Annotated in this window: 14 protein-coding genes; 3 read left to right on the top strand and 11 right to left on the bottom strand. The window is 42.0% G+C overall.

Going from position 1 to position 21,904, the window contains the following annotated elements; genetic code table 11:
• Positions 1 to 29: 29 nt before the first annotated feature.
• The 8 genes from LS48_RS04915 to LS48_RS04880 form a co-directional block, all read right to left on the bottom strand.
• Positions 30 to 1,424, bottom strand: coding sequence for an efflux transporter outer membrane subunit (locus LS48_RS04915; protein ID WP_062620528.1), 1,395 nt, complete (start codon positions 1,422 to 1,424; stop codon positions 30 to 32).
• Positions 1,414 to 4,575: an efflux RND transporter permease subunit gene (locus LS48_RS04910; protein ID WP_062620525.1), complete on the bottom strand. Its 3,162-nt coding sequence runs from the start codon at positions 4,573 to 4,575 to the stop codon at positions 1,414 to 1,416. Before LS48_RS04910 ends, LS48_RS04915 begins: the two co-directional genes overlap by 11 nt.
• Positions 4,576 to 4,595: 20 nt before the next feature.
• Positions 4,596 to 5,732 (bottom strand): efflux RND transporter periplasmic adaptor subunit, encoded by a 1,137-nt coding sequence (locus LS48_RS04905; RefSeq protein WP_062620523.1) that lies wholly within the window; start codon positions 5,730 to 5,732, stop codon positions 4,596 to 4,598.
• A gap of 11 nt (positions 5,733 to 5,743) precedes the next feature.
• Positions 5,744 to 6,232 carry a GbsR/MarR family transcriptional regulator gene (locus tag LS48_RS04900; protein ID WP_062620520.1) on the bottom strand — a complete coding sequence of 163 codons (489 nt, stop codon included), beginning with the start codon at positions 6,230 to 6,232 and terminating at the stop codon, positions 5,744 to 5,746.
• A gap of 91 nt (positions 6,233 to 6,323) precedes the next feature.
• Positions 6,324 to 8,702 (bottom strand): penicillin-binding protein 1C, encoded by a 2,379-nt coding sequence (gene pbpC / locus LS48_RS04895; protein ID WP_262480961.1) that lies wholly within the window; start codon positions 8,700 to 8,702, stop codon positions 6,324 to 6,326.
• A 7-nt stretch (positions 8,703 to 8,709) separates the two neighbouring features.
• The gene (locus tag LS48_RS04890; protein ID WP_062620518.1) at positions 8,710 to 14,328 is read right to left on the bottom strand and encodes an alpha-2-macroglobulin family protein; all 5,619 of its coding nucleotides are present in this window, start codon (positions 14,326 to 14,328) and stop codon (positions 8,710 to 8,712) included.
• A gap of 201 nt (positions 14,329 to 14,529) precedes the next feature.
• Positions 14,530 to 14,829 carry an antibiotic biosynthesis monooxygenase family protein gene (locus LS48_RS04885; RefSeq protein WP_062620516.1) on the bottom strand — a complete coding sequence of 100 codons (300 nt, stop codon included), beginning with the start codon at positions 14,827 to 14,829 and terminating at the stop codon, positions 14,530 to 14,532.
• Positions 14,830 to 15,894 (bottom strand): isoaspartyl peptidase/L-asparaginase family protein, encoded by a 1,065-nt coding sequence (locus tag LS48_RS04880; RefSeq protein WP_062620515.1) that lies wholly within the window; start codon positions 15,892 to 15,894, stop codon positions 14,830 to 14,832.
• A gap of 202 nt (positions 15,895 to 16,096) precedes the next feature.
• Between LS48_RS04880 and LS48_RS04875 the strand changes: the two genes are divergently transcribed.
• The 3 genes from LS48_RS04875 to amaB all read left to right on the top strand — a co-directional run bounded on the left by LS48_RS04875 (position 16,097) and on the right by amaB (position 18,960).
• On the top strand, positions 16,097 to 16,606 hold the full coding sequence (locus LS48_RS04875) for a CAP domain-containing protein (RefSeq protein WP_076692418.1): 510 nt from the start codon (positions 16,097 to 16,099) through the stop codon (positions 16,604 to 16,606).
• A 65-nt stretch (positions 16,607 to 16,671) separates the two neighbouring features.
• Positions 16,672 to 17,208 (top strand): 3-hydroxyanthranilate 3,4-dioxygenase, encoded by a 537-nt coding sequence (locus tag LS48_RS04870; protein WP_062620510.1) that lies wholly within the window; start codon positions 16,672 to 16,674, stop codon positions 17,206 to 17,208.
• 198 nt (positions 17,209 to 17,406) lie between these two features.
• Positions 17,407 to 18,960: an L-piperidine-6-carboxylate dehydrogenase gene (gene amaB / locus LS48_RS04865; protein ID WP_062620508.1), complete on the top strand. Its 1,554-nt coding sequence runs from the start codon at positions 17,407 to 17,409 to the stop codon at positions 18,958 to 18,960.
• Between the two features lie 54 nt (positions 18,961 to 19,014).
• Here the strand turns inward: amaB and LS48_RS04860 are convergent, their stop codons facing one another.
• The 3 genes from LS48_RS04860 to LS48_RS04850 form a co-directional block, all read right to left on the bottom strand.
• Positions 19,015 to 20,004 (bottom strand): acyl-ACP desaturase, encoded by a 990-nt coding sequence (locus tag LS48_RS04860; RefSeq protein WP_062620506.1) that lies wholly within the window; start codon positions 20,002 to 20,004, stop codon positions 19,015 to 19,017.
• Positions 20,005 to 20,067: 63 nt separating this feature from the next.
• The gene (locus LS48_RS04855) at positions 20,068 to 20,796 is read right to left on the bottom strand and encodes a metallophosphoesterase family protein (RefSeq protein WP_062620504.1); all 729 of its coding nucleotides are present in this window, start codon (positions 20,794 to 20,796) and stop codon (positions 20,068 to 20,070) included.
• Positions 20,793 to 21,881 carry a TFIIB-type zinc ribbon-containing protein gene (locus LS48_RS04850; protein ID WP_062620501.1) on the bottom strand — a complete coding sequence of 363 codons (1,089 nt, stop codon included), beginning with the start codon at positions 21,879 to 21,881 and terminating at the stop codon, positions 20,793 to 20,795. The genes LS48_RS04855 and LS48_RS04850 overlap by 4 nt, the downstream gene beginning before the upstream one ends.
• Positions 21,882 to 21,904 lie beyond the last annotated feature (23 nt).

Below are 21,904 nucleotides of genomic sequence, written 5' to 3'. Positions count from 1 at the left end.
TACAATCAACAATAAAAAATATGAAAAAACTATCGCCAACCGCCGCCCAAGGCTTCGTATAAATCCACGATGGCCTGAAGCTGGTTATTTTTTGTGTTTATAAGGTTTAAGCTTGAATTAAGCGCGTTTTCCTGCGCGTTCAAAACTTCCAAATAGTTTGCATAACCGTTGTCCAAAAGTTCTTCGGAATAGCCTGTTGCCAAATTATAAGCCTCAAATTCCTTTTGGTTTACTTCAATTTTTTCGGTTGCAGACTGATAATTATAAAGCGCATCCGAAACTTCTTTACTGGCAGTGATAACGGCCAATCTAAAATCCAAATAAGCCTGTTCCTGCTGTGCCTGAGAGACTTCATACTGCGTACGGATTTGACGTTTGTTGAAAATAGGCTGCGTCAACCCTCCAATAATAGTTGCAAATAGCGAATTGGCATTGAAAAGTTTATCAATCTCAATATTCTGAAAACCTCCCGTTGCCGAAAGCGTCAATGACGGATAGAAGCTGGCTCGGGCTGCATTCGTAAGTTCAAAAGCATTCATCAAACTGTATTCCGCGGCCATAACATCGGGTCTATTTCTGAGCAATTGTGACGGAATTCCTGTTTTCAACGGTATTTCGATATCTTGATTTTCCAAGCTTCCACGGGTTATTTCGTGCGGAGCGCTTCCCAATAAAATAGACATTGTATTTTCCAACAGGCGGGCTTGGTTTTTTAAATCGATTAAAATTCCTTGAGCGGTATAAAGCTGCGCTTCCGTTTGCTTTACGCCTACTTCGGTAACGTTTCCGGCCTCCTTTAAAGCTTGGGTTGTTTCCAAACCTTTTGAACGCGTCTCGATGGTTTCCTCGGTAACACGAATTTGTTCATCCAACGCCAACAATTGGTAATAAACCGAAGCAATATTGGCAATCAACCTACTTTTTACGGCTTGGTGTGCCGCAACAGTTTGAAGGTATGAAGCTTGAAAAGCCCTTTCATTGCTACGAATTTTTCCCCAAATATCTGCTTCCCACGAAAGACTCGCGCTCAACTCGTATTGACTGATGGAAGAAATATTGCCAAACTGGTTTTGGGCCGGCAATTCCTGATGTGTGTATTTTGCATTTCCACTCAACGAAGGAAAATACCCCGCCTTGCCCTGTTTTACATACGCTTCGGCTATACGTATTTGCTGAAGCGCCACCCGAATGTCCATATTGTTTTTCAGGCCTTCTTCAATGTAACCTTGCAACAAAGGATCCGTAAACAAGTCCTTCCACGAAAGGGTCGCGATGCTTAAGGTATCCTGCGGAAGATTTTCAGTTCTGTAATTTGCTTCATTTACCACTTGGGGCCGTTCATAATCTTTCGCGGCAAAGCAAGAAACCAGCAGAAACGGCAAACTTGCCAATATCAAAATTTTATATATGCTATTATTTTTCATGAGAAGTGTTTTCTTCAATAGTTTCTAATTTTTCAGTCGGTGCGCCCGTAATTTTTTCCTGTAACCACTGGAAAAGGATGAACAAAATTGGAATTACAAAAACCCCTAAAATTGTTCCTATCAATAAACCACCAACGGCTCCGGTACCAATGGAACGGTTACCTGCGGCACCAACCCCGTTTGAAAGTACCAACGGCATCAATCCAAATATAAAGGCGAAGGAAGTCATCAAAATGGGTCGCAATCGCGCTTCGGCACCGTCAATGGCAGCATCCAAAATAGATTCGCCGTGCTTTCTTCGCTGTAAGGCAAATTCAACTATAAGAATTGCGTTTTTCGCGAGCAACCCTATAAGCATTATGAGCGCAATCTGAAAGTAGATATTGTTTTGCAATCCCATAAACTGTGTTGAAATATAGGCTCCAAAAACCCCAACTGGCAATGAAAACAGAACTGAAAAGGGCAATAAATAGCTTTCATATTGAGCTGCTAGCAAAAAGTAAACGAATACCAATGACAAAATGAAAATCATCGTTGTTTGGTTGCCTGCGCTTTTTTCTTCCAAGGTTAAACCTGAGTAAGCGATATCAAAATTGCTGGGCAAAGTTTGGCTAACGTCTTCAACAGCGGCAATAACATCACCCGAGCTATAGCCCGGCGCCGGCGCAGCTGTAACTTTTGTGGAATTGAACAAATTGAAACGCGTAACCGATTGTGGCCCATAAACCCGTTTCAGCGTAACGAATTGGGTAATTGGCGTCATTTCACCGCTGGCAGTGCGCACATAAATATTGTTCAAATCGCTTTCACTTGCCCTGTCTTCCGGCAATGCTTGAACATACACGCGATATTGTTTTCCGAAGCGGGAAAAATCTGCTGCGAAAATACTTCCTATATATCCCTGCAAAGTGTTGAAAATAGTTTGAACCGAAACCCCAACTTCTTTTGCCAATGGCACGTTCAGCGTCATTTCATATTGCGGATAACGCGTGTTGAAAGAGGATTGTGCATATTGAATTTCAGGCCGCTGGCTCAATTTTGCAATAAACTCCTGATTGGTTTGGTCCAAATCTGTAAAGCTTCCACCGGAGCGATCCAAAAGATTCACTTCGGCTCCAGCGGAGTTTCCAAAACCGGGAATACTTGGTGGCGAGAAAAATATAATTTGCGCCTCTGGAATTTGCGCAGCAATTCCGAAAAGTTGGCCAGTTATTGCCTGCACCGAAAGCGATTCGTCTTCTCTGTCTTTCCAATCGTCAAGCCTAATAAAGCCAAGTCCGTAATTGCTTCCCGCACCGCTGATCAAACTTCGACCGTCAATAACCGACGCACCTTGTACGCCAGGAAGGTCTTTTATTTTATTGTATAGTTTTAGGTTTACCTCACGCGTACGATCAATTGAAGAACCCGCGGGAAGTTCTACGTTCATAAAGATAATTCCACGATCTTCATCGGGCACAAAGCCTGTTTTCAAAGTTGCAGATGACCACCAAATTCCCAAAACTGCCAAAAGCAAAATAACTCCAGTAATCCATTTATGCCTGTATAGGAAATGGACAGATCTTCCATAACGGTTTACAGTAGCTTTAAAACCTCTGTTGAAACCGTTAAAGAATTTCTGAATAAAACCTGGTTTATTGCTGTTTTGTTTTTCATCGTGACCTTTTAAGAAAAGTGCACTCAGCGCGGGTGTTAAAGTCAAAGCGTTTATTGCAGAAATAATAATTGCAACAATAAGCGTTACTCCAAACTGCTCATAAAATACTCCCGTAGGGCCTTTTATAAAAGTTACGGGGATAAACACTGCAGACATCACCAAGGTAATGGAAACAATAGCTCCGGAAATTTCGTGCATGGCTTTAAGCGATGCCTTTTTCGGGCTTTTCTCTCCTTCGTCAATCTTTGAATGGACTGCCTCGACGACTACAATAGCGTCATCTACCACAATACCAATTGCCAATACCAAAGCGAAAAGCGTCAGAAGGTTGATGGAATATCCAAATAAATTTAGGAAGAAAAATGTTCCAATAATCGAAACTGGTACCGCAATTGCCGGTATTAAAGTGGAACGAAAATCCTGCAAGAATATAAATACCACAAGAAAAACTAGCAGGAACGCTTCTACCAAAGTCATTACCACCTTTTCAATTGAGGCATTCAAAAAGTTGTTAGTATCATACGGAATATAATACGTGATGCCTTCGGGAAGATTGGCTTCCACTTGAGCCAATTCTACTTTTATAGCATCAATAATTTCCTGTGCATTTGAACCTTTCGTTTGAAAAATACCCATATTTACCGCAGGATTTCCATTGGTAACAGATCCACCTGCATAAGATTGTGCGCCAAGTTCTATTTGTGCAACATCGCTCAATCTCAAAAATTCGCCATTGCCCAAAGCTTTAATCACAATGTCGCTGTATTGCTGCTCAGTTTTGTAACGTCCCGGATATTTAATGGTATATGAAAAGGCTTCGCCATTATTTTCACCCAAAGCACCCGCCGCGGCTTCCAAACTCTGTTCTTTTAAAGCCGCTACAACGTCTGAAGGCATCAAACTATAGGCTGCAAGTTTTTGAGGATTTAGCCAAATGCGCATGGAGTAATCTTTTCCTCCGAATACACTCACGTCACCAACACCGTTTACCCTTTGTAATTCGGGAATGACGTTTATCTTTAAATAATTCTGAAGAAACGTATCGTCATAATCTGGGTTTGTGCTGTAAAAGGAAAGAAACATCAACGCACTGGTTTGTTGTTTTGAAGTTGTAACCCCAGTTTGAATTACGGCTTGCGGCAACAATGAATTAGCCCGTGCCACACGGTTTTGAACGTTTACAGCGGCAATATCCGGATCTACATCCTGATCAAAAAACACGCTGATGGAAGCCGTTCCATTGTTGGTGGCGGTGGAAGTTAAATAGGTCATTCCTTCCACTCCGTTTATCTGCTCTTCAAGCGGAATAATAACGCTTTCAAGAATGGTTTCGGCGTTCGCTCCTGGATAGGTTGCATTCACCTGAATGGTCGGCGGGGCAATATCGGGGTATTGGGTAATGGGCAGATTCGAAAGTCCCAAAATTCCCAAAATCACAATAATTATCGAGATAACCGTAGAGAGTACGGGTCTGTCTATAAATGTTTTTAACATGATTGGTTTTTCTTAAACGGTTATCTGAAAACTTTTTCAATAGGTTTGGCAATGCTGTCAAAAGGCATTTCCTGTGGATTTATTTTGGAATTTCCACGTAGTTTGTTTGCACCTTTTGCAACAATTTTATCGCCTTTCTGCAAGCCGGAAGCTACCACGTAAAGGTTTCCAACTTCTGCCGTTGTTTCAATTTTGGTTGAAGTGGCCATGCCATCTTCGCCCACTTTATACACATAAATACCGCCTTGTTGTTCGTAAGTGGCTTCCTGCGGAACAACTACAGCATCGGTATAAACTTTTGGAATTTTAATTTTTCCGCTGTTACCGTTTGTTAAAATTCTTGAGGGATTATCAAAAACAGCCCTGAAAGAAATAGAACCCGTATTCGCATTTACTTGTGAGTTAATGGTTTCAATGGTTCCTTCTTCTTCGTAAAGGCTTCCGTTCGCCAATAACAATTGCACTTTCGGAAGTTTTTTTATTTTTTCTTCGATATCCTTTCCTTCTGCATTTTGAATAAAATCCAAATATTCCTTTTCATTCATTGAGAAATATGCATACACTTTGCTGATGTCTGAGACAGTCGTCATAGGGACTTGTGACGATGGACTCACCAACGCACCTTTCCGAAGATTTATGGAACCCACATAACCATCAACTGGGCTTTTTATGTTTCCGTAATCTATATTTGCCGCAATGCTATTATAACCACTTTTTGCTTGTTGGAGTTTTGCTTTGGCAGTTTCAAGTTGCACATTGCTGATAATGTTTTTTTCAACCAAAGGCTTCAGTTTATCAACCTCAACCTGTGCAGCATTCACATTGGCGCGAGCGGCAGCGGCATCTTGGCTCAAAGTTTGGGTCTCCAGTCTAAATAACGTTTGTCCCTTTCTTACTTTTTGACCTTCATCAACCAAAACATCAGTAATATATCCTGAAATTTTTGCATTTACCTGACTGTTCACAATCCCTTCAATACTTGCAGGATAGGTTGTAAATGCTGTAACAGTTTTCGTTGGAATTGATACAACCGGTAAAGTTGGGGCTTGTTGTGCCATTTGGGCCTGTTGTGCACTTTTGTCGTCACCACAAGAAGAAAACAATAGCAAAATGCCTAAAGCTATGGGAAGTGAATGAATAAAATTTTTCTTTTTCATTGTTGATTTAATTAGTCGTTTTTATGTTTTTCAGTAAGCTTTTTTTGAATTTTTTCCATGGAAGCACTTGCTTGTGCAAGGAATTCCAAATAATCTTTATGTAATTCCAAGTCGAAGATTTCTGAACAATCCTCAGGAAGTTCTGCATTTATTTCCTTTTTATATTCCATTATTTCAAGATGCAGATCGCGTTCATTTTTCCAGTTTTTGAGCATTTCATTCATGGAATTTATCATCACATCTGGAACAAGTGTGAAATACTTTTTTCTATCGCCACATTTTGTGTGATAGGTAATTCGGTTTGCGGCCTGCAAAGTGGTTAAATGTGTTGAAATTGTACTTTTACTGGCATTAAGCTCACAAACCAAAGATTCAAATGTGGCTCCTTTTTTGCCCGTTAAAATCAAGGTAGAAAGAATTCGCGCAGCCAATGGAGCAAGCTGCTCCTTGTTTTCAATGTGAACTCCCAATTTCTCAATTAAGTTTTCTTTTTTAGTCAAAATATGTGTATGATTTAAAATGAAGATGCAAAAGTACGTTTGGTTCGTAATATTCCGAACCAATCAGTATTAATGTTTTGTTAAATAATTTTTAAGGGTTTTCTGAAGCAGATTTTATTTCAATCTGCTCACGAAGTTCATTGCCGTCCTGATCTACCGTAGTCAATAAATATGCTCCTGGTTTTGGCGAAATGGCCAGTTCGTGAAAGGTCTCGGTCTTGCCGATATATTTTGAATCCAAATACCAAAAAACGGTAGTTTCGGGCGAACGATGTGCCAGCTTAAAAATTACTTCGTTTACATTTTCATCAAAGTTCTTCGGAAGAAGAACGGTTTCATTTTTCTTCGGATAAATAAACGCCATCAACTTTTCGCCTTCCTGCAAACAATTCGGCGCAAAGGGCGGCAAGATTTGGTATTCGGGGTGAAGTTGTGCGTAATAATATTCCATTACCGGCGGCAGCACGAACCAGTTCTTTTGAACCATTGCTGAAAGTGGATAACACGAAGAATTCACCCGAAAATTTTCCGAATCCTTTAGAAATACAGTTTGATGATACGGGCAAGCTTCGGTTCGCGTTCCGTTTTTTGGAATCCATTCCATTTTTGTTTCATCACAGAAAAGTCCCGCTAAATGGCCACTTTTTGCGCAGATTTCTACCTCAACCAATTCATCATAGGGAATTTTAAACCATCCCGATTGCGGCAAAACATTTAAAACATCAAACAGAACTGGCGCCGCAGCTTGAATTCCCGTCAAGCCTGGCCGCCCCTCGCCATCTGCATTTCCCACCCAAATTCCGATGGCGTATTTTGGCGTAACGCCAACGGCCCACGCATCCTTAAACCCGTAACTCGTTCCGGTTTTCCAAGCAAGCGGTTGGCTGCTTGTGAAAAATTCCCAGTTTTCCTCACCGCTTGGGCGATTCACTTTTTCCATTGCTTCGAAAGCTTCGTAAATCGCACCGGCATTCCAAACAGAGGGTTTTTGTTGAATTTCCCCGAAGGATACTTCTTCGTAATCTTTCACATAAACAGGTTCCACAAACTCATTTTTTCGGTATTCGCTGGAAGAATTGTTGAAAAAATTTAAGGTGGAAGCCATTCCCGCATACGCATTTGTAATATCCCACAAACTGCTCTCCGCGCCACCTAAAATCAACGAGAGACCGTAATAATCTGCGGGTTTATCAATTGCTTTTTGATTGGTTTTTTTCAAAACATTATAAAACCGTTGAAACCCAAAATCCCGCAACATCCGCACTGCCGGAATATTTAACGAACGCGAAAGTGCCACACTCGCTGGCACCGCGCCATTAAATTTTTTATCGAAATTTTCAGGCGTGTAACCATTTACGGTCGTTGGAATATCCGCCACCAACGTATTCGGAAGAATTTCGCCAGCATCCAATAATGAAGTGAATAAAAATGGTTTCAAAATACTGCCCGTGCTTCGTGGTTTTTCAATGATATCCACAAAATTATTGTGTTGGCGAGTCGTCGGGGAATTACCTACATACGCCAAAACTTCGCGGGTATTTACGTCCAAAACCAAAACTGCAAGATTGTGTATTTGGTTTTGCGCAAGCATATAATTTTGTTCTTTTACAATATTATTTACCTTTTGTTGAAGCGAAAAATCAATCGTGGTTTCAATACTTTTTCCGAGATGTTCCCTTCTTATTTTTTCGGTTAAATGCGGCGCAAATTCTGGCAATGGCAAAGGTTTTCCGGGAAGAATTTCGTCCAAAGCCAATTGATAGGTGGTTTCATCAATTACTTTATTTTGAAAAAGTTTCAATAATAAAGCATCTCTTTTTTGTTTTAAAATTTCTTCGTTTTTCCCGGGAAAAATAAGCGCCGGCGCATTCGGAAGAACCGCTAACGCCGCCGATTGCCCCCAACTCAATTCGCTGGCAGGAATGCCAAAATACCGCCACGAAGCGGTTTCCAACCCAACCACATTTCCACCGAAAGGCGCATAAGATGCATATAAATTCAGAATAGATTTCTTTTTGTAACCTGCTTCCAAACGCGTGGCTTGAAATATTTCAATCACTTTTTCAAAATAAGTTCTGCCTTTATTTTGTCTGGAAAGCCGAATAACTTGTTGCGTAATCGTACTTCCGCCTCGGCGAGAATTTGTAGTAAGATTATTCCAAAGTGCTTTTGAAATAGAAACTGGATTAAAACCGGGATGCCAATAAAAATGTTCGTCTTCAAAATAGAGAATGCATTTTTCAAACCGCTCTGGCACAGAATCCATTTGTGGAAAACGCCATTGACCGTCATCGGCAATTCGTGCGCCCAGCATTTGTCCGCTGCTGCTTTCGGCAACGGTTGCGGTGGGAACGTTGAATAATGGCGAGGGGAGGCAAAAGAGCCAAATTAAAAACAGAACCAACAGGACACTAAGTTTTATTTTGTGCCTGCTGATCTTTTTTTTTATTTCTGTTTTGTCAAATTTCAATGAATTTTTACTGCTCAATCGTTACCCACATTCCCTTATTTCGCGCATAATATGAGTTGTCATACATAGCTTCAACCTGCGTTCCCGGCAAATAATACGTTCCCAAATAGGAAGCGTTCAATTTTACGCTGAACGTTTTGGTTTCCCCTGCTTTTAAATCGAAGAAGAAATTCACCCTGTCGTCGCGAATGTCCGTATATCGTGCATTTCCACTTGCGCCACCGCCCAATTCGGAGAAAATGGTGTTTACTATTTCCCAACCGCTTGGAAAGATTTTTGCCAAAGCCACGTTGTTTATCCAATTGTTGGAAGTATTGGTAACACTCACTTTCGCGATGATTTCCGTGCCCTGTCGCAATTTTGTAACGTCAATTGATTTTCCATCGCCTCCCAAATATTCAGATTTTATGGAGAGATTGCGTCTTTCGGCAAGTTCTTCCCCTAAAGGCAATTTCCCACGTTGCGAAAGTGTAACGTAAACCACATTCCCTTTTTTGTTTGTTACGGAAACGGAATTGCTTCCCATTACAAAAGAAAGATCGCGCTGCGCAATTGCTCGGTCGGTTTTCACTTCAACCGATTTTCCGCCATTTGTAAAGGTAAGCTCCATAGCCTTTCCACCGTTTTTGGCAACCATTTTTGCCATTGCCATCAATGCATACGAAGTTTCCTGAGTGCTGTACCAATTTCCGGAAGACAAATCTTTCGCCACGGAAATCGCCAAATCACGTTGTTTCGAATCTCCCAAATGCACCAACGTTTCCAAAGCCATCGCCCTATTTCTGAAAGGCGAGCCGTACGTATAATAATCGTATTTCTGCGGAACGAAATTGATATTGGCCGTTTGTGCAATCTGCTGTGCAACTTCCTTTTTGCCAGCCAAAGCGTATGCCGCGGCCAATCGCCATTTGGCATCGTTGCTCAATTCTTTGCTTTCGCGAAGGCGGTTCATTGCAGCGAGCTCCGGTTTTCCCGCCAACGCCAAGGTATAAAGTCTGTAAGCCTGCGTCAAACTTGAATTATAAACCTTATAACTGTTTCGCCATTGGCGCGCCGTGTTTTGCTGGTATAGCAACCAATTGCTCATAAAACTGATGGGCAACGCATATCCTTTTTGTTTCGCTTCCAGCATAAAATGCCCGGCATAATTGGTTGCCCATTCGTCGGCTTCACGTTCGCCGGGCCAATATGCAAGTCCGCCGTTTGCAGTTTGGAATCTTCCAAGTCGCTCAATCGCTGCTTTTACATTTTTTTCAATTTTCTGTTTTTTATCAAAAGTAATGTCGAAAACATCCGCCAAATACAACTGCGGAAACGCCGAAGAAGTAGTCTGTTCAATGCATCCGTACGGATAATGGATCAAATATTCCATTCGTTTTCCAAAATCCATCGGCGGCAAGGTTGAAAATTCAAGCATCGCGGCATTGCTTCCGGGTACGCCAAAAGTTTCAAAATTGATGGTCTGCGAAGCATTTCCATCCACAGTGTAATTTGTGGATTTCTGAGAAACCGGATTCGGATTTTCCACGTCAATTTCAACTTTGTAGCTCGCTTTTTCGCCGTTTCCGGAAGCGGTTACTTCAATGGTTTGAAATTCCTTCGTCGGCAAAACTTCGAATTCGAAATTCACAATCTGCTCGCCCGGTCCGCTGAACGAAACAGTTTCGGAAGCACCGTTTTTCGGTTTCAGCGCATCGCCTGTTTTTACGGTAATCGTGGCGGTTTTCACTTTATTCTCCATCGCAAAAACGGTAACAGGAAGTGTAACCGTTTCGCCCGGCGATAATTTCCGCGGAAGCGAGGCCAGCACCATCAGCGGAGTACGGACGGGCGTAGTTTTTTCGACACTGCCGTATGCACTTTTGGTTTTATCGCCCGCAATTACCATCGTCCGCACCGAACCGATGTAATTTGGCATCATAATATTATGACTTGCAATTTTTCCGGCGGCGAGTTCGAATGGTCCCAGATATTTCACAACTGGTTTAAATCTGTCGGCTTTTCGGTTTTTTGCACCCAAAGCCGCATCGCCACCACCGATTGCGTAAATATTATCCACACTGCCGGAATAGGCGCCAATCACATAATCAAACATATCAAAAGTCTTAACCCCCAAAGCTTCCCGGTTGTAAAAAGCTTCGTGGATATCTGGCGTGGCAAAGCGCGTTAAATCCAGCAAGCCTTCATCAACAACCGCCAAAGTATAGGTCATCGGCTTCCCTTTTTCTTCGGAAACTTTTACGGTGAATTGTTTCTCCGGTTTTAAAACTTCGGGCATCGAAATTTTCGGATGAAGCACTGTTGAAGGATCTTCCACCGAAAGCGGAATAACGCCATAAAGCCGAATCGGCAAATCATTTTTGGTCTGGCTATGGGGTTGAAGTAACGAAATATTCACATAAATATTCGGCGCCATTTCCTTGGTGATTTTTATCGCAGCTTTGGTTTCGCCTTTTTTGGTTTCAATCCAGTGCGTTGCCAAAACTTCGGTGCCGTTTTCAACGCTAATCAACGCGTGGCCGTCGCTTCCCGAAGGAAAGGTTATAAACGCTTCTTCGCCAACATTGTATTTTTCCTTATCTGCTGAAAAGAGCAACATGCGCGCACTTTCCGCATCGCCGTCACTTGGGCGCTGCCACCAATTTCTGTAGAAATATGTTATGCGCCCGGTTGCGTGGCCAGATTGTTTATCGATGACCCGAATTAAATAGCGTCCGCCTTCCTCTTCGGGAATATTTACGGTGAATTTTCCCTTTCCGTTGCCATCGGTTTTTACGGTGAATTCTTTCACAGGATGGTGCACGGTTGAATTTTCATAGGTTGAAAGATTGTCCTCTCCGCGGTTCCACCACCAACGCCATTCAATTTGAAAAACTTTCACTTCCAGCTCGCGGTTGGCGGCAGCTTTGCCCTGCGCATTCACGGAAACTACATCAAAAGTTGTGTTTTCATCCGTAAAATAGGAACCGTAACGACCCGCTTCGGGAGATTTCAAACCGACAAAATGTGAGAATGGGGCTAAATCTTTCGAAAAAATATCCATTGAAAAATCGCCGCCGCCTTCGTACACTTTCGTTAAAAAAGTAGCTTTTAACATTCCGGGCGCGTTCTTTCCCACTTCAAGATTTTGGCTAAAAGCAGTACTGCCTTCCGAAGAAAGTTGCACATCCAAAACAGGGATTTCCACCTCATCAAATTTTCGGATTGGGTCGATGAAATTGTATTTTGAAAACTTCGGAAAAGCTGAATTGCTGGCTCGAAGCGTGGCTGTCATATCAATTTTCAAATTGCGCGCAGGCGAGCCGTGAAGCCACATGGCGCTTGCCGTTCCTTTTACGGGTTTTGTGGCATCGAGAATTTCATCCTCAAAATCGAGTTTTATTTTTAACCGGTTTGGTTTAATGGTCGCCACTTTCAACGTGTGCGAAAATTGTGCGCCACCAACGGTTACGGTTGCATTCCAGTTTCCGGTTGGGGCGGAGGGGTCTGTGGCGATTGGGAAATAATAAAATCCCTGCCCCCCTCTGCCTGCGGCATCTCCCCCAAAGGGAGAGAAGTTCGAACTACTGTTCAGAACCGTTCTTTGTATGAGTTTTCCGCGCGCATCAGTAACAGAAAGCGTAACTGGATGATTTTTTGGAAGGGGATTTGCATTGTCGTTCAAGACGAAAGTCAAGTGAATGCTGTCGCCCGGACGGTAAACGCCACGTTCGGTATAAGTATAACCTTTTAATCCTTTTTGAAGCTCTTTCCCCGAAATGTCGAAATTGCTCATGGAAAGGGCATTTCCGTCCTCCAGTTTTACGTAGGCAAAATTATTTCCTTTCTGTGCCACTGCGAAAGCTGCATTTTTTGAACCATCGTAAAGTGTCATTCCATCGCCTTCGGTCGTAACAGTTTCAATAAGTTGCTGCTGATAGTTGAAAAGTTTCACTTTTACGCCACCTTCCGGCTTTGCGGTAATCAAATTTGTGGCAATAAAATGATATGAACGGTTGTTGCCCTTTTTCACAATCAATCCCAAATCTGAACCGAGAATATTTGCGGTAACCACACGCTCTTCATTGTAATACGCGGGATGGCACGGGTTATCGCGCTGTTCCCAGTTGTAATTGTAACTTCGCCAACGGTAGATTTCGTTATCCCAATAACGCTCCTCGCGGATTTCCTCGTCTTCGGAAGAATCGCTGGCGTAATAGGGATCTTCTTCGTAATAATCATTGTAGTATTCATCTTCGTTTTCCTCAGTATTTTCTTCTTCCGAAGTAGTTTCGGCACAATCATAAATGATATAATCCTTTTTGAAACTGAGTTCCAATTGGTAAATGGCGCCCGGATCTGCCGTAAAATATTCCGAAAGATTAATGGCGTAGGCTTTCCAACTGCCGTTATCGCCCAAATCGGCATTTTTTAGTTCGATGGTTTTTTTGGCGATTCGTCTGCCAACACGCTTAATATCGTAGGTATTTGTATTGTCCAAATTATAGCTTTGAAGAAATTGAAGCACGTTGTTTTCGTAAATTTTAATGACGCGCACATCCACTTTTGAAAGGTTTACCGCTTCAAAATAAACGGGCGTTGAAGCGGAATTCGGGAGAATTACACCTTTTGAAATCATCCGCACGGCTGGTTTCAGTTGCTCAAAGGAAACCAATTCTGAAAATTCCTTTTTCAGACCGATGCCTTCCGAATTTTTGATTCCCGTGAAAACCGTAACCTTTACGTGGCCCACCACGCGGTTTGGCGGATATACGTTGAGCACATTTCCGTTGACTTCGTATCGTAAATCCTGCGTATTTTCAATAGTAACCAAACCTGCAAAATCCTGATTTTCCAGCAACGGGTCGGAAAAGTTGATGCTCAAAAGTGCAGCCGGAGCCAACGTGCTGCTGATGTCAACAATTGTAAAATTGTTTTGGCCTGGAATTGCAAATGTATTTTCCCCTCTGTTTTCGGCTCCGATTGGTTTTCCATCCCATTTTATGAGAATTTCGGAATCGTCAATTTTCCTTGAAATACTGTCGATAGTAAAGTTGAAATAGCGCGCCTCTTTTTCTTCTGACGGCCATTTCAGTTTTAACTTTTTACCTTCCTGCGACGCAGAAACCAATTGTTTAGCCTTTTCAAAAGAAATAACATCCGACGCCTCAACTGATGCCTCAACATATTGCCATTGCTTGCTATAGCTTTGCAGTTTTCCAATATCTACTTTAAAATTGGGCGTAATTGTATGAAAGCTGAAAGTGTAGGTTTTAAATTCTTTGGAAATATCTTCGTAAAATTTATCCAGTTTTACCGTTACAGTATATTCTGTGTCGGGCTTTAAATATTCCGAAGGTTGGAAAATTAGGGTTTTGCCGTTTTCAACAACCAATTTACCTTTCGTAGCGGGAGAAATTTTTAAATATTCATCGGCAGCAAGTTCTTGAGTGATCTCAAATTGTTCCAACGGTTTTGCAAGTTCAACACGAATATCTGTAGTGATGGATTGGTTTCCGTAGGTGTTATAGGAAATATATTCCTTGAATTTAAAGAGATTGTCGGTTTCGGAATGTTTGTCTTTGTCTTTACAGGAAAAAACGAAAAGCAATAAAAGGACAGTTAGGAACTTGAGAAGATTTTTCATACTCGATGGTTAAAGGCATTTAAAAATAAGGCAAAATGATTGGGCAGCAAAGCAAAAACCAAATCGTTTTGTTTGAAATAATTACTTAAATACGTTTTATGGGTGGGAGGTTAAATTTGTAACGTTCAACTATTTTATAATCGTATTTTAAAATTTAACATTTGGGATGGAATTAACAGATTGTCAAAAAATTATGCCCCTTCAAGCGTTAAATTCATAATCCCGTTCCACTTTGCAAACCCTCACTTTATAATAGGAATACCATTGTTCTCTACCTTTTTTCTGCGCAGTTAAATGATCCAAATTTTCTTTCCATTTTTTAATGCTTTCAAGGCTTTGCCAATAGCTTACGGTAATGCCGATTTCATTTCGGGCACTTTCAATTTCCAAAAAACCAGGTTGCTGTTTTGCCAGATTTTCCATTAATGTTGCCATTTCAGAATAGCCTTCAATATTTTCAGTTTGGACGGAAGTGAAAATTACAGCGTAATACGGTTCCATTTATTCCTCTTTATAAATTTTAAAAACCAACTCGCCTTCGGAATTCATCGTGGCGCGATACATGCCCGCAGTGTTGAATTCCATCGCCACATTTCCATCCTTATCAATTGCAACAATGCCACCATCTCCGCCAAGGGCAGGTACTTTTTTCTGGATAACTTCATAAGCGGCTTCCTGTAACGTCATTCCTTTATATTCCATCAAGGCAGAAATATCATAGGCAACAACAGAGCGGATAAAATACTCGCCCCAACCCGTTGAAGAAACGGCGCAAGTTGCATTATTTGCATAGGTTCCAGCGCCAATAATTGGGGCATCGCCAATGCGGTTCCAGCGTTTATTGGTCATTCCGCCCGTTGAGGTTCCGGCGGCGAGGTTGCCGTGTTTGTCCAAGGCCGCACAACCCACGGTCCCGAATTTTGAATTTTTTATATAAGAATCTTCAAAGGAAATCTTCTTCTCGTTTTGGGCTTTTTCCCTTTCCAAAACCCGTTGTAAAGACTTATATCTGTTTTGGGTGTAGAAATAGGAGGTATCCATCATTTTATAGCCCAAACCTTTTGCAAATTCTTCCGCGCCAGCGCCATAAAGCATTACATGTTCACTGTTTTGCATTACATCTCGTGCCAAATCGATTGGGTTTTTAATGTGCTTCACCCCAGCTACCGCTCCAGCATTCAAAGTAGCCCCGTCCATTATTGACGCGTCGAGTTCGTTGGAACCTTCGTGCGTAAAAACCGCTCCTTTTCCCGCGTTGAAAAGTGGTGAATCTTCCATAACATTGATAGTCTGTGTAACAGCATCTAAAGAAGTGCCGCCGTTTTTTAAAATTTCATACCCTACGGAAATTGCTTCTTTCAGCTTAGCCTTATAGGCTGCTTTCAGGGAATCGCTCATATTTTCCTTCAAAATAGTTCCGGCGCCTCCGTGGATGACAATTCCAAAATTTTCTTCCTTTTGAGTTGCATTTTCTGAAATCTTTTTCCTCTCAGAAGTAGATTTTTCTTCGTTTTTACATCCGAAAAGAAGAAAAATAGCAATAAAATATGTTAAAATTTTAACCATACCGATAATTTTAAATTTATCCCTAATATACGTGAAATATACTGTTTACGGTGCATCACGTAATTGCAATTGTTTTTGAGATGCTAAAAATCTGTCGATAATCCGATAAAGTGCGCAATTTATTCGTTAAAGTGCATTTTTTAAATATTTTTTTATATATTTGAATCGACATCAAGCCCCAAATCTGGTGTCCCCCCAAATTATGCACCTACTAAAAAGCAACCTACTTGCAATGGCATTGCTATGCCTAGTGATTACCTCCTGTTCAAAAGAGGATTCTGTTGAAGTTGAAGCCGCCAAGTACGACATCGATTTGGCTTTGGCCCAAAGAAACGACAGCCAAATGTCTTCTGAAATTTTAAGCCTGGTGAATGACCATCGCGCGTCATTGGGTCTTTCCTTACTCAAAATTGATACCCAATACGCTTCCGCCTTTGCTGTGGACCACACTGAATATATGATTGAAAAGGAGCAGATAAACCACGATAATTTTGGCTATCGTTCCGAAGGAATAAAATATCACGACAACGCCGTAGTAGTAGGCGAAAACGTTGCCTATGGCTATGAAACCGCCGAGGCCGTTGTAAATGCTTGGCTGAACAGCCCCGGACACAAGGCCATTATTGAAGGAAATTACACACACACCGGATTTGGTGTGATGAAATGTGCCAAAGGCCGTAGCTACTTCACACAACTTTTTTATAGAAAGTAACCTCACATCCCTTTTTTAATTAGTCTAAATTGCCGTATTTTTACGTAACAGTTAAAAATACGGCAATGGCTATTAAAAAACCTTTCAATTTAAATAAGTGGGTTGAGGAAAATCGAGATCTTCTGAAACCACCGGTGGGCAATAAAAATTTATATATTGAATCTGACGATTATATCGTAATGATCGTCGCCGGTCCCAATGCCCGAAAGGATTATCACTACAACGAAACCGAGGAGCTTTTCTATCAACTTGAAGGAAATATTCAGGTTGCAATCCAAGAAAATGGCGAGAAAAAAGTGATGGAACTAGGCCCTGGCGATATGTATCTTCATCCCGCAAAGGTGCCGCATTCTCCCGGCAGGAGTGCTGGTTCAATAGGTTTGGTTATTGAAAGAAAACGAACCGACCTTGAGGGAAAAGACGGCCTACTCTGGTTTTGCGACAATTGCAACAACAAACTATATGAAGTTTACTTCCCGCTAAGCGATATTGAAACTGATTTTCTAAAACACTTCAAACATTTCTACGGAAGCAAAGAGTTGCGAACTTGTAACAAATGCGGAACGGTGATGGAAGCCGACCCACGTTTCACACAAGATTAACAGCGTATTTCCAAACAGATACCGTTTCGTTTTACTTTCTTCAGCGCATTGTGTACCTTTGCAACATTCCCGCGGAGGCGGGAATCTTTATAAAATTAATAAAAAAATCCGTCTAAGTCTATCCCAAGTGGAAACCGAAAGACGGAGATAAAACAATCATGTGATTCCCCCTTTCGGGGGAATAAAAAACAACTATATATGCAAGCAACAACCACTAGCTTCGGTATCGAGGAAGCATTGGAACAATTAGGAATTAAGGACGTAAACCAAGGAACTTCCACTGGAAATGAATGGTTTTCAAACGGGGAGGAAATTTCATCTTTTTCGCCCGTTGACGGCCAACTCATCGCAAAAGTGAGCACCACTTCCAAAGAAGATTACGAAAAAGTAATGCAAAGCGCCACTTCAGCATTTAAAGACTGGCGATTGAAACCAGCTCCACAACGTGGGGAAATCGTGCGCCAATTTGGGGAAGAGTTGCGAAGACTGAAAGAGCCGCTCGGAAAATTGGTTTCCTATGAAATGGGAAAAAGTTATCAGGAAGGGCTTGGCGAAGTACAGGAAATGATTGACATCTGCGATTTTGCAGTCGGTCTTTCCCGCCAGCTTCACGGCTTGACGATGCACAGCGAACGCCCCGGCCACAGAATGTACGAGCAATATCATCCGCTTGGCGTTGTCGGGATTATTTCAGCATTTAACTTTCCCGTAGCCGTTTGGGCTTGGAACACAGCATTGGCCTGGATTTGCGGCGATGTTTGCGTTTGGAAGCCTTCGGAAAAAACACCGCTTTGTGGAATAGCTTGCCAGAAAATTGCTGCAAAAGTTTTTGCGGACAACAATTTGCCGGAAGGCATCTCTTGCCTAATCAACGGCGATTATAAAGTTGGTGAAATGATGACCAACGATAAGCGCGTACCTTTGGTGTCGGCTACTGGCTCCATTAGAATGGGGAAAATTGTTGCACAGGCCGTTGCTGCACGTCTTGGTAAATCCCTGCTGGAACTTGGCGGAAACAACGCAATTATTGTAACTCCGGATGCAGATATAAAAATGACCGTTATCGGTGCCGTTTTTGGCGCTGTGGGAACTGCCGGGCAACGCTGCACCTCAACCCGAAGATTGATCATTCACGAAAGCATTTATGACAAAGTGAAGGATGCGGTGGTTGATGCTTACAAGCAACTTCGCATTGGGAATCCTTTGGATGAAAAAAACCACGTTGGGCCTCTTATCGACAAGGATGCCGTAAGAATGTACAACCAAGCCCTTGAAAAAGTGGTTGCGGAAGGCGGAAACATTATTGTTGAAGGCGGCGTTTTGGAGGGTGAAGGCTACGAAAGCGGATGCTACGTAAAACCAGCCATTGCCGAAGCCAAAAATAGTTTCGAAATCGTGCAGCACGAAACCTTTGCCCCCGTATTGTATTTAATGAAATACAGCGGCGATGTTGAAAACGCCATCGAACTTCAAAATGGCGTTGTGCAGGGACTTTCATCAGCAATCATGACAAACAATCTTCGCGAGGCGGAACGTTTTCTTTCGCACGCTGGAAGCGATTGCGGGATAGCAAACGTAAACATCGGTACCAGCGGTGCCGAGATTGGCGGTGCATTTGGTGGTGAAAAGGAAACCGGCGGCGGCCGCGAAAGCGGAAGCGATGCCTGGAAAATCTATATGCGCAGACAGACAAATACAATCAACTATACCACTGAGCTTCCTTTAGCGCAGGGAATTAAGTTTGACTTGTAGTAATATATTTTAAAAGAAAAAAAAAGCCGCTTCAATTGAAGCGGCTTTTAGATTTTATATTATTCCGTTCGGCTCAACCCATTTAAAACGGTTGGCATCCTGTGGAATTTTTATCCTTTCAGCAATACGAAGCATTCGCGAAGGTAATTTCAAAAGATAATCCCGTGCCTTTTCAGCTTCATCGGTCAAGCCGCTGATTTTTGAAATTTCCCAATGGGCATTGAGTTTTTCAAGAATATCAATGTAATCAAATGTGGTATAGACGCCCAAACGCTGTGCCGCGTTGCTGAAATCGTCAAACGCCGAAGCCATTTTTCCACCGCTTTGGCGAAGGTTTTGGGCCGGCATAATGATTTTTTTCTGCATCATATCTTGAAAGGCAATCATCATTTCGCTGGCGTCGTATTCAAAAATAGTTTTAACAAATTCGCGATAGGCCAAGTGGTGGCGCATTTCATCACCTGCAATAATATTGCACATTTTCGCAAGCATTTTATTGCCCTTTTTCTTTGCAATTTTTCCAACGCGGTTGTGGGAAACATTCGTTGCCAATTCCTGAAAACTGGTATAAATAAAGTTTCGGTACGGATCGCGGCCGGTTCCAACCTCAAAACCATCATTAATTAAATGTTGGGTGGTTTTTTCAACTTCTTTCATATTTACCCTTCCGGATAAATAGAGGTATTTGTTGAGCGCATCTCCGTGGCGATTTTCCTCTCCCGTCCAATGGCGTATCCATTTGCTCCAGCCGTTTCGGCCGTGCTGGTCCACGCCTTCCATATCCATCAACCAACTTTCGTAGGTTGGCAACGCTTCTTCCGTAACCATATCGCCCACCAAAACAATCCAGAAATCATAGCCCAATTCTTTGGCCTCTTCACGGATTTGGATAACCTCATCCATATAATTTTCCTTTTGAAAATTGGGCAATAGATCGGTGGGTTGCCAAATTTCATCAACAGGGATCAAATATTGGTCAATATAACTGTCGATTTTCTTTTCAACAGTCTGCATTACTTCCAAACGGATATTTTTAAGCGCCATGGTGTTATTTTAGAGGAATTACAAAGATAGCAAGTGAAAGATGGAATTTGTAATAAAGAAGTCTTAATTCCTGCCTTTTTCTTCGGGATATAATTTATAAACAGGCTCGCTCTGCCAAATTTCCTTTGAATCTACATCGAGCATCGAGATTTTTCCTTTGAAAGCCGCACCCGTATCCACGTTCCAAACATTGGCGAAATTTGCGGGTTTGTCAAACCCAACACGCGTTACGGGCGTGTGGCCGATATAAATTTCATTAAAAAGTTTCAGCCGTTTTGGGTATTTATCGTCCTCTTCGGAAATGGAGGAATCCATCGCGCAGACCATTTCCCAAAGGGTTCGGTCCCAATAGACCATGTTTGGATAATACTCACTTTGCGGCCCATGCTGATTGGTAAAACCCGCATGAACGAAAAGTCTGTTTTCGGAATCTTCGTGAAAATTCACCAAATTTTCAAAAAATTGAAGATGCTTTTCCTTTTCTTCTTCGGAAATTTTCGAATAGCTTTCCACGCTGCTCTCCCCACCCTGACTGAGCCACATTGGGTTTCTTTCACCGAATTTTAAATACTTATAAAGCAATTCATCGTGATTTCCGCGGATAAAAATGCAATCATTTTTTTTTGAAAAATCTATCAAATACGAAACCACTTCGGCCGATTCGCTCCAGCCGTCCACGTAATCGCCCACAAAAATATATTGTGTGCCTTTCGGAAGATTTACCCCTTCCAATAATTGTTTTAACGCCCTAAACCCTCCGTGAATATCGCCGATTACAACTGTTTTCATCATTTAGAAAATAAATAAATGAGTCCAATTACGCAAAGAATCGCGAGGACAAAAAAGAATATTTTCCAAAACGAATACGGTCGCTCGCCCGAAATAACACCACTTTGGCCATTTACGAAGAAATTATAGCGCTTGCCCTTAAATCTATAGGTGCTGACATAGACCGGAAGCAGGACATGCTTAAATGTTTCTTCGGAAAGCGTCATATCCGTGGATGTTACTTGTTGGGTATCGCCGCCAATATCGCGCCGAATCCAACTGTCTGCAATCTGTTCGGCGATTTTATTGCTTTCCAGATGTCCTTCCAAAAGCGGAATAGTATATTTTTCAGTAACAAAACCCGCGAGATAGGAACTGTCAAAAGGTTTCAGCATTTTTAAATTCCACCGAGCTATTTTCTGTGGAATAACCCCCGTTTTTTGGTTGGAAGCTTTAATTAAAGTGTCGTCAACAAATCCCGAAACACTTCCCGAAGCAGGATACCAGCGCGTTCTTCTTTCTTGTACGGTTCTTTTATTTTTTCCGCTGCCCACTGTTTTGGTCACGTAATAATATTCGCCACGCTGGCCTGTATAATCTGCATAAAGTTGGGCGTCAAACGTCCAATATGGGGCGTAAAGCCCTCGCGTTTTTTCGGGATCGAGGGCGGCTTTTTTTAGATTGTTTGGCGCAAACCAAAGTCCATCGACCCATTTTTTAAAAATTTGAAATGCTTTTTTTTGATCAATTTGAAAGGGCAAAACCGCACCCGGAAGTATCCATTCCTCTTTATAGGCATCTTCAATAATCAAGGGCGAGCCGCAATAAATACAGGAAAGCGATTTGTAATTTTCTTCAATGTGTTGGTTGGCACCACAATTTTTACAGTGGAGCATCGTGATTTCCTCGCTGTGTTTTTGCGAGCCCATCTTTTCGAGATAAGGTTTCAATTCCAATTCCTCAAAACCATTTTCGGAAGGGGCAATCGTTTCGGTATGGCCGCAATAATCACATTTTAGCTCAGTTGTCCCAGGCGCATAGGTAAGCTCTGCGCCACAGTTGACACAAGATTTTTTGAGTTCAGATTTTTTTGGTGAAATTTCTTCCATTGAAAATATAAACCTCCCGGTTT

Origin of the sequence: Aequorivita aquimaris (assembly GCF_001573155.1) — a bacterium.
Taxonomy (GTDB): Bacteria; Bacteroidota; Bacteroidia; order Flavobacteriales; family Flavobacteriaceae; genus Aequorivita; species Aequorivita aquimaris.
The sequence above is the reverse complement of the archived record's forward strand: the minus strand, read 5'-3'. Positions and strand labels throughout refer to the sequence as shown.

What these genes read in the sequence shown, in the direction of transcription:
- LS48_RS04915 (WP_062620528.1), bottom strand. Translation starts at nt 1,424, where the DNA reads ATGAAAAATAATAGCATATATAAAATTTTGATATTGGCAAGTTTGCCG.
- LS48_RS04910 (WP_062620525.1), bottom strand. Translation starts at nt 4,575, where the DNA reads ATGTTAAAAACATTTATAGACAGACCCGTACTCTCTACGGTTATCTCG.
- LS48_RS04905 (WP_062620523.1), bottom strand. Translation starts at nt 5,732, where the DNA reads ATGAAAAAGAAAAATTTTATTCATTCACTTCCCATAGCTTTAGGCATT.
- LS48_RS04890 (WP_062620518.1), bottom strand. Translation starts at nt 14,328, where the DNA reads ATGAAAAATCTTCTCAAGTTCCTAACTGTCCTTTTATTGCTTTTCGTT.
- LS48_RS04885 (WP_062620516.1), bottom strand. Translation starts at nt 14,829, where the DNA reads ATGGAACCGTATTACGCTGTAATTTTCACTTCCGTCCAAACTGAAAAT.
- LS48_RS04880 (WP_062620515.1), bottom strand. Translation starts at nt 15,894, where the DNA reads ATGGTTAAAATTTTAACATATTTTATTGCTATTTTTCTTCTTTTCGGA.
- LS48_RS04875 (WP_076692418.1), top strand. Translation starts at nt 16,097, where the DNA reads ATGCACCTACTAAAAAGCAACCTACTTGCAATGGCATTGCTATGCCTA.
- LS48_RS04870 (WP_062620510.1), top strand. Translation starts at nt 16,672, where the DNA reads ATGGCTATTAAAAAACCTTTCAATTTAAATAAGTGGGTTGAGGAAAAT.
- amaB (WP_062620508.1), top strand. Translation starts at nt 17,407, where the DNA reads ATGCAAGCAACAACCACTAGCTTCGGTATCGAGGAAGCATTGGAACAA.
- LS48_RS04860 (WP_062620506.1), bottom strand. Translation starts at nt 20,004, where the DNA reads ATGGCGCTTAAAAATATCCGTTTGGAAGTAATGCAGACTGTTGAAAAG.
- LS48_RS04855 (WP_062620504.1), bottom strand. Translation starts at nt 20,796, where the DNA reads ATGATGAAAACAGTTGTAATCGGCGATATTCACGGAGGGTTTAGGGCG.
- LS48_RS04850 (WP_062620501.1), bottom strand. Translation starts at nt 21,881, where the DNA reads ATGGAAGAAATTTCACCAAAAAAATCTGAACTCAAAAAATCTTGTGTC.